At 45.0% G+C, this 15,143-nt stretch carries 13 protein-coding genes and 1 other annotated feature; of the genes, 10 read left to right on the top strand and 3 right to left on the bottom strand.

The genetic code is table 11. The annotated features are described in order from the left end of the window. The first annotated feature begins 119 nt into the window (after nucleotides 1–119). The 8 genes from HP399_RS16550 to tyrS all read left to right on the top strand — a co-directional run bounded on the left by HP399_RS16550 (nucleotide 120) and on the right by tyrS (nucleotide 10,587). Nucleotides 120–1,595: a protein adenylyltransferase SelO gene (locus tag HP399_RS16550; protein WP_173617641.1), complete on the top strand. Its 1,476-nt coding sequence runs from the start codon at nucleotides 120–122 to the stop codon at nucleotides 1,593–1,595. A gap of 106 nt (nucleotides 1,596–1,701) precedes the next feature. After that, nucleotides 1,702–2,520 (top strand): hypothetical protein, encoded by an 819-nt coding sequence (locus HP399_RS16545; protein ID WP_173617640.1) that lies wholly within the window; start codon nucleotides 1,702–1,704, stop codon nucleotides 2,518–2,520. Nucleotides 2,521–2,630: 110 nt separating this feature from the next. After that, nucleotides 2,631–3,593, top strand: a complete 963-nt coding sequence (locus HP399_RS16540) for an AAA family ATPase (RefSeq protein ID WP_173617639.1) — start codon at nucleotides 2,631–2,633, stop codon at nucleotides 3,591–3,593. A gap of 14 nt (nucleotides 3,594–3,607) precedes the next feature. Beyond that, complete coding sequence (locus HP399_RS16535) at nucleotides 3,608–4,246, top strand: RNA ligase family protein (RefSeq protein WP_173617638.1); 639 nt, start codon at nucleotides 3,608–3,610, stop codon at nucleotides 4,244–4,246. A 135-nt stretch (nucleotides 4,247–4,381) separates the two neighbouring features. After that, entirely contained in the window at nucleotides 4,382–5,443 is a 1,062-nt protein-coding gene (locus HP399_RS16530) for a suppressor of fused domain protein (protein ID WP_173617986.1), read from the top strand. Nucleotides 5,444–5,479: 36 nt separating this feature from the next. Beyond that, entirely contained in the window at nucleotides 5,480–7,144 is a 1,665-nt protein-coding gene (locus HP399_RS16525; RefSeq protein WP_173617637.1) for a DUF6138 family protein, read from the top strand. A 276-nt stretch (nucleotides 7,145–7,420) separates the two neighbouring features. Next, entirely contained in the window at nucleotides 7,421–8,956 is a 1,536-nt protein-coding gene (locus HP399_RS16520; RefSeq protein ID WP_228088272.1) for an ATP-binding cassette domain-containing protein, read from the top strand. A 75-nt stretch (nucleotides 8,957–9,031) separates the two neighbouring features. After that, nucleotides 9,032–9,261, top strand: a binding site (T-box leader). Between the two features lie 63 nt (nucleotides 9,262–9,324). Further along, nucleotides 9,325–10,587, top strand: coding sequence for a tyrosine--tRNA ligase (tyrS, locus tag HP399_RS16515; protein WP_173617984.1), 1,263 nt, complete (start codon nucleotides 9,325–9,327; stop codon nucleotides 10,585–10,587). 49 nt (nucleotides 10,588–10,636) lie between these two features. Here tyrS and HP399_RS16510 read toward each other — a convergent pair whose 3' ends face one another. The 3 genes from HP399_RS16510 to HP399_RS16500 form a co-directional block, all read right to left on the bottom strand. Further along, complete coding sequence (locus tag HP399_RS16510) at nucleotides 10,637–11,857, bottom strand: MFS transporter (protein ID WP_173617636.1); 1,221 nt, start codon at nucleotides 11,855–11,857, stop codon at nucleotides 10,637–10,639. Nucleotides 11,858–11,888: 31 nt separating this feature from the next. Next, nucleotides 11,889–12,704, bottom strand: a complete 816-nt coding sequence (locus tag HP399_RS16505; protein WP_173617635.1) for a MerR family transcriptional regulator — start codon at nucleotides 12,702–12,704, stop codon at nucleotides 11,889–11,891. A gap of 140 nt (nucleotides 12,705–12,844) precedes the next feature. Further along, the gene (locus HP399_RS16500; RefSeq protein WP_173617521.1) at nucleotides 12,845–13,219 is read right to left on the bottom strand and encodes a hypothetical protein; all 375 of its coding nucleotides are present in this window, start codon (nucleotides 13,217–13,219) and stop codon (nucleotides 12,845–12,847) included. 74 nt (nucleotides 13,220–13,293) lie between these two features. Here HP399_RS16500 and HP399_RS16495 point away from each other — a divergent pair, with 74 nt between their 5' ends. Continuing rightward, nucleotides 13,294–13,710: a MarR family winged helix-turn-helix transcriptional regulator gene (locus tag HP399_RS16495; protein ID WP_173617634.1), complete on the top strand. Its 417-nt coding sequence runs from the start codon at nucleotides 13,294–13,296 to the stop codon at nucleotides 13,708–13,710. A gap of 3 nt (nucleotides 13,711–13,713) precedes the next feature. Further along, complete coding sequence (locus HP399_RS16490; RefSeq protein ID WP_173617633.1) at nucleotides 13,714–14,904, top strand: MFS transporter; 1,191 nt, start codon at nucleotides 13,714–13,716, stop codon at nucleotides 14,902–14,904. Nucleotides 14,905–15,143 lie beyond the last annotated feature (239 nt).

Below are 15,143 nucleotides of genomic sequence, written 5' to 3'. Positions count from 1 at the left end.
TGTTTTTTCACCTGACCAATGTGCTCCAATCTTGGTGAAAAGGGTATAATAAACTGGCAAAATGTATCAAGTGTACAGTTACTTCCATTCAAATACACCAATCGATAAAAGGAGATACAATGACAGACAAAAAAACAACGATCGAACCGGGATGGAACTTCGACAACAGCTATACAACGCTGCCGAAATCCTTTTATTCCCGACTGAGCCCACCTCCTGTGCATTTACCGAAGCTCGCCATTCTAAACGAGTCATTGGCAAAGTCGCTCGGGCTGAACGCCGAAGCCCTTCAAAGCGCCGATACTGTAGCCATGCTCGCGGGAAATGAGGCACCAGAAGGCGCAATGCCTCTCGCGCAAGCATATGCGGGACACCAATTTGGTCATTTTACCATGCTAGGCGACGGCAGGGCTCTTCTGCTTGGTGAGCAGATTTCACCCTCCGGCGAGCGCTTTGATATCCAACTGAAAGGTTCCGGCAGAACACCTTATTCACGCGGCGGCGATGGTAGAGCAGCGCTTGGCCCGATGCTACGCGAATACATCATTAGCGAGGCCATGCATGGACTCGGAATTCCTACCACTCGGAGCCTTGCAGTAGTGACAACTGGCGAGTCTATCTATCGCGAAGCCGAGCTGCCTGGTGCCATTTTGACGCGTGTTGCAGCCAGTCATATCAGAGTAGGCACGTTTCAATTCGCGGCAAGATGGTGCTCCATAGAAGATCTCCGCGCGTTAGCTGATTACACGTTGCAAAGACATTTTCCAGAGATCGAAGCAGAAGAAAACCGCTACCTCCTCCTACTGAAGGGAGTCATCCAGCGTCAGGCTGCGTTGATTGCCAAGTGGCAACTCGCGGGCTTTATTCACGGGGTCATGAACACCGACAACATGGCGATCAGCGGCGAAACTATTGATTACGGTCCTTGTGCTTACATGGACACGTATGATCCCGCAACGGTATTTAGCTCCATTGATGTTCAGGGTCGCTATGCTTACGGAAATCAGCCGTACATTGCTGTGTGGAATCTTTCTCGTTTTGCGGAAACCTTATTGCCGTTGCTGCATGACAACGAAGCGCAGGCTGTGAAAATGGCCGAAGATGCTCTCGCCGAATTTAGCAAGCTGTATCATAGCCATTGGCTTGCAGGAATGCGGGCAAAGCTCGGATTGTCTAACGAAGAGGAACAAGACGAAGCATTGATCGAAGGTCTGCTCAACATGATGAAGGAGCACCGTGCCGACTACACGAATACATTCCGTGCGCTCACGATCAATCAACCAGAAGATACCGTGCTGTTTGGCACGAGCGAATTCACGGATTGGCATGAGCAGTGGAAAGCACGACTAACAAGACAGCCAGAAGACACCGAAGCGGTACAACAGTTTATGAAAAAGAGTAATCCGGCAGTCATCCCACGGAACCATCGTGTAGAAGAAGCATTGGAAGCAGCATGGAAAAAGGGCGACTACACGGTGATGGAACGGCTTTTGGCAGTCCTTTCTGATCCATATGCGTACACGCCTGAACAGGTAGAATACACGACTTTACCAGCGGAATCGGCACGTCCTTACCAAACGTTTTGCGGTACGTAATAGCACGCAACCAGGGTCCAACGATCTTTCACATGTTGGACTCTTTTTTCATACGTCCGCTCTGCGCTAAAATATGGAAAGCAAAGAAAAAAGGAGCAATTGTTTTATGGATAAAAAAGCAAAGCAAATCTTGATGAAAACATTTTGGAGCAGCAACGGGTGGAAGAGCCGCCCATACGATTTTACGGGAGCAGATTTTGAATACGCCAAAAGCAAAGGCCTCATGTTTGACCTACTGACGATCAGTCACGAGGAGTGCATAGAGAAAATCATTGCTCTGCATGAAAAAGTGACGAAAGAACAAGTCGCCACAGCATTTTTGCACAGTCTCTCAACGCGAAAGGTGTACCTGCGTAGCGCCTTGTCTAGTTGGGCTTTGACAGAGCCTTTGAAAGTACATGCATTCGAAAGTAACGCCGGGAAGTATACGAATCCAGAAAACGGCACGTACTTCGCCATGTACGGAGACTGCCATAAATGCGACCGTTACTATATCGCTGGACGAGAGCTATATACGGATGAAGATTTGAATGTCCTGAATTTTGAAAGAATCAAGTGGGGGGGTATCCGTCTGAACTATCTACCGTACCTCATGCTTGATCTGGAGCTATTACGTACAGAAGAAAATCTTACGGTACAGGAAGAAGATGTAGCCATCCTCCGTCAAGTGCTAGCCATCATCGCGAGCAGTGAACCAACTGATGCCGCCCGGCAATTGGAGAAGCGCCTCCATGGTGTCTTTCCATCTAGCAAGAACGAACGGGATGTCTTCATGGAAATCCTTGCATCCGCTGGGATCTTGGCTCCAAGCAAGGACAGACCAGGGCGTGGCGGGAAGAACGACTTTTTCGCCGTCGTGAATTGGCGGGGGGAAGATAGCTATTCCGAGCAAGTTGTCCAGAGCTTCTTTGGTCCGTGGCTGTAAAGAAGGGGAAATCTAGGAACAAAGAAGGGTGCCATCTATACGCGAAGTGTGTATAATATTGGAAAAGTAAGTCGAAAAGTTAGTTTCTATTGAAAGGAGGTGAGATATAAGTGAAAAAGAAATTAATCGTCCTGTCAGGCATTGCGGGCAGTGGCAAAAGCAAGTGGGCACAAGAAATTGCCAAAAAGGAACGGGCAACCATCGTGTCTACGGATGAAATTCGCCAGAACTTATTTGGTGATGAGCGAAAACAAAAAAAGTCAGCGCAAGTATTTTTTGCGGTTTATTCGAAAATCGCAACGGAGCTGGCGAATGGAAAGAATGTCATCTTAGATGCAACCAATATTGACAGAGAGAAAAGAATGAAGGTCCTTGCCAAATTTCCTGATGTCCAAAAAGAATGCTATTACGTCGATGTTCCCTATTCTGTTTGCCTGGAGCGCAATCGATCCCGAAAGAGAACCGTAGACGAATACATCGTGGCAAAGATGCGGAAGAACTTCCATTTTCCCATTAAGAATGAAGGCTGGGATCACATTCATCTCTTGCACGAACCAGTTCCTTATGCCATTGAAAAAGAAGAGTTCGTTCAATTGCTTCAAAATGAACCCTCCTATGAAGAGTTATTCGCCAGATTGAATGCTATTCCGATCTTTAAAGAGATGTATCAGTTTAATCAGGAAAACCCTTATCATCAGTACCCTTTGTGCAAGCATACCTATCATGTTTTCGATTATGTAAACGCCTTTTACACGGAAGAAGACAAATTTCTCATGCAAGTGGTCGCCTTGTTTCACGATACAGGAAAACCATTTTGCAAAACCTACAAACCGATGAAAGGCCATTACTCCTACTACGGACATGAGCATGTTTCTGCGCAAATTGCTTGCCATTTCTTAAAAGAATTAGGATTCGAAGATGATTTTATCTTCGAAGTCGTCAATCTGATTCAAATGCACATGAAGATTAACTACGGAACGCAGCAAGATATTTCCGAGATTTATCATTTGTTGGGCGATGAGTACCTATGGAAGCTGTACTTCTTTAAGGAAGGTGATGCCTATGCCAAATAAGGAGGTGAATAACGATGTTGAAAAAATACCCGAGAACCTTTCATTTACCCTGGTCAAGAAGTAGAACCGACGATGATAAAATCTTGCGAACGGTTAGTCATTTCGAGGGAAAAGAAGTAGTCGTGACAGAGAAGCTGGATGGTGAAAATACCACGCTGTACCGAAATCATATCCACGCAAGGTCACTGGATAGCAAAGATCATGCATCTAGACATTGGGTAAAGATGCTGCACGGGACGATTTCGTTTCATATTCCGGAAGGCTGGAGAATTTGTGGGGAAAATGTATATGCGCTGCATTCCATCTATTACGAACACCTAACGAGCTATTTCTACGTGTTCTCGATCTGGAATGAAAACAATGAATGCTTGTCGTGGGATGAAACGGTAGAATGGGCCGAATTACTTGGCTTTAAAACAGCACCTGTCTTATACAGAGGGATTTGGAAGGAAGAGACCGTAAAAAGTTGCTACACCAAACAATCTGTCTTCGGCGGAGAACAAGAGGGGTATGTGGTACGAATAACGGAGAGGTTTCCGTACGAAGATTTTAAACAATCTGCCGCCAAGTTTGTGCGCAAAAATCATGTGCAAACCGACCAGCACTGGTTATCGAAGCCAGTCGTTCCGAATGGGATAGCACAAACCGATTAAAGACTTTTGAATAGAAGGGAATGAGAACGATGTAATTTGCTAAGTGGTATTGACCGTCTAATAGAGTATCCAAATTTTATTTTGGCTATTGTTAAGACAGTCATTACATAGGAGGCGAGAGAGATGAACGAAGAAATGGATGAAGAAATGATGTCAGTGGGCTGGGATGCCATTGATCAGGAGATGAGAAAGATTTATGGAGAGCAGGAGCCTAAGCATTACGGGACGCTCATCTCGTATGCGCTGGGTGGTCACGATCCATTGGATGGAATAAGCGCCTACAAATCAGACGAGCCATACCCGCATTGGCATTTTGTGACCTATGGATTTACCGAGTTGTATGAAAAAGAGTCCGAGAATGAAGAGGAAAGCGGTTTTGGCTTTGAATTGACGTTTCGATTGGCGCGAAAGGACGACGAGGAAGAACCGCCTGCCTGGGCGCTGAATCTGCTTCAAAATATGGGACGTTACGTATTCAACACCGGGAATGTTTTTCAGGCAGGGGATCATTTGGATGCAAACGGTCCGATATGCTTGGACGCCGATACCCAACTGACTGCGCTCGCTTTTGTCACAGACCCACAGCTTGCCGAAATCGATACGCCGAATGGTCGGGTGCAATTCTTGCAAATGGTCGGGGTTACAGGTGATGAACTCGATGCGATGATGGCTTGGAATACACGTGGCGTACTCCAATCTGGATTGCCGTACATGCCTTCCTACATAACCGATCTCGAGCGGGATTCTCTCCTTCGCAACTCTACAGTTACAGATGCTGTTCAAAAAGGAATGGAACAAGAAGGCTCCAACACTGCCTATTTGTTTGTCAGCCAGCTTGGCTGGGAGCCAGGTAAAAATGGCTTTTTGAAAAAAACGCCTTCGACCCTGAGGCTGGGAGCTAAGCAAGCGGAAGTCATCGGGAAAATTCTCCGAGGACGTATGCGCAAAGGGGAAAGCCTGAGTTTGGTGGGACCTGATGTTCGAGTTGTATTTGAGGCAGGAGAAAATCCTGAATGTATTCCAGGAGATGACGTTATTCGCTTTGTTCTCGATGATGCGACAACGATTGCGCTTACCAAGCAGTTACTTCCAAAGGAATGCAGCTTTGAGATCCCATCTCTGAAAGGAATTGCCATCAACATTGTGAAAACCAATATTACCGATAGCGAGGGCAATGTCGTCAAGGTCATCGGTTAAGAAGGTAGCGCTGTTTTGGCGAGGAGGAGTCAGTCAATGAATCAGGCAGCAGAAGCATTTCTAAACGAAGTATGGACTTCCATCCAAGAAATTTACAAGAAAGAGAACCAGCGGATCAACGAGATCAAAGACTGGAGTCAACTGCAGGCGGGGATCAAAGACTACCTGAGAGTGGCATGGAGAAAAGGAAAACTCAATTGGGCCAATGGCAAAATCCACGTGGATGTCCATGAACCTTTCAAATGGAGTGACGACTCGTACAAATACGACGCGGGTCCTTACATGGAGGAGCTTACAGAGGAAATTCTCATGCAAGAGTTTTTCCCCGCACTGTGTGATCGAATGGAATCCCTTTTCCATTCCACTGACTATGATTCTCACTTTTTTGATTACCGCTTCGAGCTCGTCTTTGAATTCGAGTGGAAACAATCGGTGCAATGCCATTCTCACCATTTCGTAAACGAACGAAAACTCGAGAGTCTAAAACAAGCACTGGATCAATTTATCGAGACAAAAATCAAGCCGGAGCTTCCTATACGTCCGCATGAAAAAGACGATTTTTTCTTCGCTCATTGTCTCGTCAATCCCGATCTGATGGAACAAAAGCAGGAGGTTATCGAACCGCTCATCCAGCATCTTAGCGAAAAGCTGCGCTCCAATAAAGAACGCAGTGATTCATGGACATACCACTTTACTTTGGCTTTAAAAGGCTGGGCGGAGGAACGTTTTTTAGTCAACTATTTTGATCGTACTGGGCATTATGGACTGGATTGGGTTTTGAAACCTGAGCAGGAGCGTCAGGAACTAAAAACAGAGGAGCTGGATTTTTTCCTGTACGTAGCTCTCGCAATTGGGAACAAGGAACCGGACACCCGCAAGAAGTTCTTGGACCTCGCTGTTCAGCTTGGCTCCAAGCAGGCTGCGGACTATGTAAAACGAGGCAGCGGTCGCTTTGAAAACGAGTATAAAAGCAGTCTGATTCAAGCGACCGCCAATGACGTTTTGCAAGAGATCGACATCCGGATCGTATCTGAGGAAGAAGCCACCTACGGTGAGGCCATCAATTTTATCAACGGCCTTTTGCGTGAAGGTTTTCCCAAAGGGTACAAGCTCAAGCTGAAGAGCAGCGCAAAGCACTACCTGCCAGTAAAAAAACTGGCGAAGTCAGGTCTCCACCAGTTTTTTGCGAATGCGTCCCGTTACCCTGCCTTATACCCGAAAATCGCAGAATATGCCGAGCTAGCGATGGAGGAGTTCGCGTGGTACGGAGATGTAGAGCCTAGTGAGAAATCAGTCATGCCTGGCACTTATGCGGTATTGGCTCTCGGCTTGTCTAGCAACGATTATTTTCCACTTGTTCGTCGTTATATGGAGCTGGTCGACACGGAGCATCAGTCTGCCCAAGACGATTTTGCCATGGCTTTTATGGAGGCGCATGGTGTAACTGTAGAGAATATGCCAGTACTCGTCTCTCTGGTGCTTGGCAGTAGCGACTCGGCGAAGCCTTTGAAAAATATCACCATCGATCGTGCAGAACTGGTGGATGCCCTCATAGGAGAGCTTGCAACGATGGAAGATTACCAGCGGGGAACCGTTATTTATCGTCTTTTCGGCGGGAATAAGAAGCTCGCACAGGCTGTAAAAAAGGAATCTTCCCCCATCAAAGACAAGCTTGCACAAGTGCTAGCCTTGATCGAATAGCTTGATTGACATTATTTAGAAGGCCATGCTATATTGAAGTCAACTAATTGGAACGGAGGGTGAATCATTTGCGCAATTGTTTATTTATTGGAAAAGCCAATCCTATAATAAATAAACAAGAAGCCAAATTCACCCGCAAATGTATATCTTGAATCCCTGTATGGTCTATTTTTCATATAGCGATTTCAAGAACGAGAGCAAGATGCTTCTGTTTATTGGACAGAAGCATCTTTTTTGTTGTCAAAAAAGGGGGTGATACAGATGAACAAAGAGTAAATGACGAGAAACGTAAAAACGAAATGGGGAATCCAAATGGTAGAACTGCACAATATCACGATTACCACCAAAAAAGACGACAGGACGCTCATTCACAATTTGCATCTCACCCTGCAACTCAGCGACAAGATTGCTATCATCGGGGAAGAAGGAAATGGCAAAAGCAGCTTATTAAAATTGATATACGCGGAACAAATGATTGCCGAGTACTGCACATTTGAAGGTAACGTGTTGAGAAACGAATGTTCCATGGGTTATCTTGCACAGGAGCTATCGGACGAAGAGAAACAAATGACCATTGCCGACTTTTTTGCCGAAAATCAATGGAGCAAAGAACTGGTGAGAGCGATGGATGACCTCGGCATTCATGCATTGGATTCAGATAAAAAGATGGGTGTTCTGTCCGGTGGTGAGCGTTTCAAATACCGCTTTTTAAGTCTGCTGGCACAGAAGCCGGATGTTCTATTGCTGGATGAACCCACGAATGATTTGGATATTCAAACGATGGAGTGGCTGGAAGAATTTATTCAACAGACGGCTATTCCTGTTATCTATGTATCGCATGACGAAACATTTATTGCGAATACAGCAAACGGTATCCTTCATATGGAACTGACGAAGCGCAAACAAGTACCCAAATATACGTTTTCAAGAGAACCATATGAGAATTACCTCGCGAATCGCGAGAGCCACTTGAGCAAACAAGAAACGATAGCCAGGAAGCAAGCTTCTGATCATAGAAAGCAAATGGAGAAATGGCATGACGTTTGGAATAAGGCAGAACATCAACATCGGAATGTATCCCGGTCAGACCCGCGACTGCAAAAGAAAATCAAGTCTCTGAAAAATCAAAGAGAGCGTATGGAGAAAGCATCGCAAACGTTTGTAGAGGCACCAAGTGTAGAAGAAGCAAGCGAATTCCGGTTTGATTCTGCAGTGCATGTGCCCGGCAGTAGGCAAATCCTCGACTTTTCATTGGATGTACTGCAAATAGCGAACAAACAGCTATCGAAACAGATTCACTTATCGATCAAGGGGCCAGAAAAAGTCGCGATTATTGGGGAAAATGGGGTGGGAAAAACGACGTTGTTGAAAAAGATCATGGATGAGCTAATCCAGTACTCCTCATTAAAGATCGGGTACATGCCCCAAAACTATGAAGACCGGCTGGATTCGACCAGAACACCGATTGAATACTTGGAAACAACGGGTGTTAAAGATGCGATTACAAAAGCGTATACGCATTTAGGTAGTATGAAATTTACAAAAGATGAGATGCATCAACCCATTATAAACTTGTCTGGGGGACAGAAAGCGAAATTGCTCCTGGTAAAAATGATTTTGGATCAGTGCGAAATATTGATACTGGATGAACCGACCCGAAACTTCAGTCCTTTGACGACTCCTGTTCTGTGCCGCGCTTTAACGGCTTTTGACGGTGTGATTATCAGTATTTCGCATGATCGACGGTATTTACATGAAGTCGCAACAACTGTTTATGAACTAACTTCTGAAGGGCTCACGAAAATAAACTAAGGGATAGTAGCGGAATCATTGCTACATGGTTGACATTGCTATTTGAATTCAATATACTGACTTTAATTTCATATGAAACATACGTTGAAAGAGCCCAGTAGCAGCTTATTCCCTGTTCTAGAAAGCCGGGGGTTGATGAAACCCGGTACACAATAAGCGAGCGAATTACACTCTGGAGTATCTCGGGTAATGCCGAGCGGAATCGCGAACGATAACTCGCTATGAGTGGCATGAATGGCCTGCGCAAGCGCTTGGGTCCATTAGTGCAAGATGGGTGGTAACACGGTTATTCAATCGTCCCTATGTCTACAATAGACAAGGGGCGATTTTTTGTTTTTTACCATAGGAGATTGAAGGAGTGTATGGCAGTGAATATTATCGACGAACTCGAATGGCGCGAAGCCATCAATCAGCAAACAGATGCAGAAGGACTGCGAGAATTAACGAATGAAAAAGCAGTCTCGTTATATTGTGGTGTCGATCCAACAGGTGACAGCATGCATATCGGTCACTTGATTCCTTTCATGGTACTGAAACGCTTCCAGCTCGCTGGTCATCGTCCGGTCATTTTGATCGGTGGTGCAACAGGTACGATTGGCGATCCGAGCGGCCGTCAATCCGAGCGCTCTTTGCAAACACTGGAACAAATTCAGGAGAACGTAGATGCGCTCACAGCACAAATGAAGAAGCTGTTCGTAACAGAAGGCGACAACCAAATCCGTTTGGTGAACAACTACGACTGGACGCACAAAATCAATGTCATTGAATTTTTGCGGGATTACGGGAAAAACTTCAGCATTAATACGATGCTTGCCAAGGATGTTGTATCGAGCAGACTGGAAAGCGGCATTTCGTTTACGGAGTTTTCCTATCAAATTCTGCAATCGCTGGATTACCTACATCTGTACAAACATGAAGATGTTCAGCTGCAAATCGGCGGTTCCGACCAATGGGGCAACATTACTAGCGGCCTCGATCTGATCCGCAAAAAAGAAGGACCAGAAGCAAAAGCATTCGGACTCACTATTCCTCTCATGCTGAAGGCAGATGGTACGAAATTCGGGAAGACAGCAGGAGGAGCCATCTGGCTCGATCCAAACAAAACAACACCATTCGAATTCTACCAATTCTGGGCGAATACCGATGACCGCGATGTTGTGAAATACTTGAAATACTTTACATTCCTCTCGAAAGAGCAGATTGAAGAGCTGGCTGAAAAAGTACAGTCTGAGCCACATAAACGCGAGGCGCAAAAAGCGCTGGCTGAGGAAATGACGAGATTTGTGCACGGCGAGGAATTGCTGGAGCAGGCGAAGCGCATTACAGCTGCTTTGTTTACTGGTGATATTAAATCGCTATCGGCAGATGAGATCGAGCAAGGCTTCAAAGAAATGCCGACGTTCGAATCTACCCTCGAAACGAAGAACATTGTCGACTGGCTCGTTGAGATCGGCATTGAGCCATCCAAGCGTCAAGCACGTGAGGATATTACAAAAGGCGCTATCTCCATGAATGGCGAGCGCGTTACCGATCTGGAACTGGAAGTTACGCCAAGTCTCGCTATCGGCGGCCGCTTCATCATTATCCGCAAAGGCAAGAAAAACTACAGCTTGGTAAAATTGTCTCAATAGATGAAGGAATAAGAAGCTTCCCTGGAAACATGAAGGGAAGCTTCTTCTTTTATTTGTATGATTTTCGTGTTTGACAGTCCTCCAACGTATGAGTGGGGAAGGACATCGCCTTGCGATCTAAACTGTAGCTGATAAAAGTCAACAACGATGCAACGATCGCGACAATCGCACCGACCCAGGAAACATCAATGAGTTCTCGGTTTGTCGTGATAAATCCACCCAATGCTGATCCGAGGGCGATCCCGACATTGACTGACACGGGAGTTAATGAGGACGCCAAATCTCTGGCAGCCGGGAAATGTTTATCGGCCAAATCAATAAAATACAATTGCATCGTGGAATTCATGATATAAACGACCAAGGCCATCAATGATAAGCTGATGAATCCACCGAGATGGGAATGGGACGAAACATAAAGAGATGCGAGAATAACAGCTTGCATCAGATACACATACCGGAGCTTTCCTATCCCGTTGTGAGCTGCTAGTTTTCCACCAATCAACGTGCTAAAGATCGAAATGACCCCGTACAATAAAAATACGAGACTAATATATTCGTTCGGTACGAAGAGCACTTCTTGCAGCAAAGGAGTTAAATACGTGTATACCGTGTAGGTTGCCGCGATACTTAATGCCGGGATAAAGAACGCGATGATGATACGTTTATTGGTCAGTAACCCGATTTGTTTTTGCAAGGAGCTGTTCGACCCCTTCAATCCTTTTGGGATGGTCGCTGCACTTGCTAGGAGAGATAGGACGCCTAGTAGAGCCGCAAACCAAAAGGCCATTTGCCAACCGCCCCATTGCCCAATAAAAGTACCAAGTGGCACCCCGACAACGCTGGCAATCGTGAAGCCCGCAAAAATGATAGAAATAGCAGCCCCTCTCTTCTCAGCAGGCATCGTTTCACTGGCAACCGCCATGGCAAGTGCAATCAAAACCCCGGTAACAACGGCAGTCAAGATTCTGGAAACAAGAAGCAACACATACGTCTCGGATAGGGCAGTAAGAATATTCCCTATAATAAAGATGCCTATCAATGTAAGCATGAGTGGATACTTGGCAAATCGGCTGAATATCGCCGTTAAGATTGGTGTACCGATGGCAAACGAAATGGCAAAGGCTGATACGAGCGATCCTACTGTTGAAATCGATATGCCCAACTCAGTTGCCACATCACTGAGCAGCGAGATGATCACAAATTCACTCGTACCCAGAACGAAGGTCAATAAAAATAAGGCGAAAGTTAGGAACTTTTGCTGTCTGTTCAATAGCTGAATCTCCTCTCCACATGTTCGAACGTTACGCTTTTTCTACGGCAATCTGGAGCTCGGCGACATAAGAGTCCGGGTCTTCGGGATTTTCACGACGAACACAAATTTCACGACGCGGTTCATTCTCTTTGATCCGATATCCATTTCGTTCAATCCACATCGCCAATTCGACACTCGCAGTGCAACGGCACGTCGTCCGGCAATGATGGATGAGCGTAGCCATCAACGGAATTTCCGGCAATTGCTTAACGGTGAAAGGGGGTTCGGTCTGCAAATCGTGAGAAAGCAGACGTGCCACTTCCACATCCATGCTGTCATCGCATTCCTCACAACCATGCCAAAGAACCAATCTGGAAAGAGAAGATTGACCTAAACGCCCCAAGGAATCGTCCAACATTTGAAATAGCTCCGGAATTTTATTGAACGGAGTTCTTTGACGATAGGATAGGACAAGCTGAGATTCTACTTTTTTGAGAATAACATCATGCGAAGGCAGGCTTTTCTCTTCATTTTCGATGGCGTACAGACGATCTTTGATGAGATTCAGTCTTGCTTGCTCCTTATCCAAAATGGATTGAATCTCGCTTTGCTTGATTCGAAACATCCCCCTGATTTGTTCGAGTGGGATTTGCTCGCTCATCATCTGACGAATTTGATCCAAGGAGAAACCCAATTCTTTATAAGCCATAATCCGATTAAGCTGAAACATTTGGTCAGCCGAATAATACCGATAGCCTGAAAATTTGTCGGTATGAGCTGGCTTGAGCAAATGAACTTGGTCATAGTAGCGAAGTGTTTTGACGGAGACTTGACTAATCTTCGCAAATTCACTGATTTTAAACATGGGGCAACCTCCTTACTGACGTTTTTTCTGTACCGAGTATAACTTTCCAGTTAAGGGGAGAGTCAAGCGGCAAGCGAAGGGGAATGGGCAATGAAAAAAACGGTGGGTTTCGATACCAACGGATGTGACTGATTTTTATTTTATTTCGGGAGTGTAATACTCTCCACTTTGTTCGCAGCAATAACAGCAACTGCATTCGGCTCCAGATCGAACCAAAAGATAAGATCGCCATCCGCTTTCTTTTGCGATGGCTTCATCCCGTTTATGTAGACTTCCGAAGCTTTTGTCGCCATGGAAAGAAGGACATTGCCTGCCTCATCCCAGCTAAACACATAGTACGCATTTTGAAAGGAGGATTCCTTCGCAAGCGTAGGTATTGGAAAATAAAATACCAAGAAAAGCAATAATAAGAAGGGAATGGCGGAAAACCTTTTTGCCAGCATGATTTTCTCCTTTTGTATGATGATATAGGTTAGACGAATGTGCACCGAAAAAGCCACAAGGTAACCCATCATGATTTAGACCTTCTCAAACAGCAAGAAAAGATATATAATTAATTAAATTAATTAACTAATACAAAGGAGCTAACATGTACCCGTTCTTTTCAAAAGTCGCATTCACACATCGTATATACAATAACCAATTGCAAGAGGAGTTACTTCCATTCGGTATATCCGTCACGCAATGGGCGCTAATTCGTTATCTGAAAAATAACGGTTCTGCTACTTTTAGCGACGTCGCCGATTATTGGCAAGTAGAGAAGCCAGCCATTACACCGATTGCGCAAAAATTAGCTGCGCGTGAAATCATTTCGATTTCATCAGGATCAGACAAACGGCAAAAAATTATGTATTTGTCAGAGAAAGGTGAAGCGCTACATGAGACGATTATGGAAGCGACTGATCCGTTCTTGGAAGAAATATTGGAGGGCATCTCACCAGAAGAAAGAGACGCAGCTGCCGCAGCTCTAGAAAAAATAATCATGAATCTAAAGAGAAGAGGGTAAGCAGTGGAAAAGGATAGGCTTTGGACGAAAGAGTTCGTTATTGTTTCTTTCATCAATTTTCTTTTGACACTTATGTTTTTCTTACTAATGGTTACGATTGCTTCGTATGCCAAAACAGAATTTCACGCTTCAACCAGTTTAGCCGGATTGGTCTCTAGTATCTTTATCATTGGCGCATTGATTGGCCGACTACTCACGGGTAGAGCCATTAGTCATATTGGTACGAAAAAAACGCTTTGGATTGGGTTAGCATTTTTTGCTGTCACGTCGTTGCTTTACTTTTTTGCTGTCCATATCAGTTTGCTACTGGTAAATCGATTGCTGCAAGGGATTGCTGTTGGTATTGCGAGTACAGCTACAGGAACGATTATTGCTCAAATCTTACCAGCGTCTCGCAAGGGAGAGGGGATTGGCTATTACAGTTTAAGTGCGATTTTAGCCACTGCGATTGGGCCTTTTCTCGGCATAATCTTATTGCGGCTTGAAAATGGTTTCACCTGGATCTTTACGATGAATGTTGTGTTTTCCCTGATTTGTTTGATGTTTTATGCCATGGCAAAAATCAATGTTCCGCTTCCTTCCGTAAGTGTGAAAGAGGAAGCAAAAGGTTCTCTGCTTTCGAAATTCATCGAACCGAAAGCCTTGCCGATTTCATTCATTGCTTTATTAATCGGCTTCAGCTATTCGGGTGTCTTGTCATTTCTATCGTTTTATGCGGAAGAAATTAATCTATCCTCAGCTTCCAGTTATTTCTTCTTGGTGTATGCCATTGTTATTATCCTCTCGCGACCATTCTCAGGAAAGCTAATGGACGCAAGAGGGGCGAACATCGTGACATACCCCAGCTTGGTGATATTTGCGCTTGGGATGCTTCTATTCAGTCAAGCCTCAACTTCCTGGATGCTGCTGCTATCTGCTGCATTAATTGGAGTAGGCTTCGGAAACTTTAACTCCATTGCCCAAACGGTAGCTGTGAAGGTGACAGCTCCGCATCGCTTTGGATTAGCAACCTCTACTTACTACATTTTGTATGATCTAGGATTAGGAATCGGACCCTATCTGCTCGGATTTATCGTACCGCATACAGGATACCGTGCGATTTTCGTCGGGATGGTTGCCTTCATCCTTTTCAGTATCCCGCTTTATCACTGGCTACACGGCAAACGAGATCGGGAATTGATACGTGCTACCTAACTCATGCAAGTAAAAAAGGGGGAGTTTGGCCCCTATAGTAGAAATGCAGGCTGCCCTTAGTCGGTAGCCTGTTATCTTTTCCAGCAGTGTTTTTGTTACCATGATTGTGGAAAGTTATAGGGAAGTTTTAGTGAAAGTAGAAAAATGATAACGAACGGTTGAAAAACATAGTATACTTTTGAGTGGACATATTAATGGAAAAGTTTATGAACAAACAGGTCAACTTAGAACTCACAAAG

The organism is Brevibacillus sp. DP1.3A (genome assembly GCF_013284245.2).
GTDB lineage: Bacteria > Bacillota > Bacilli > Brevibacillales > Brevibacillaceae > Brevibacillus.
This window is presented reverse-complemented; position numbering and strand designations above follow the sequence as displayed.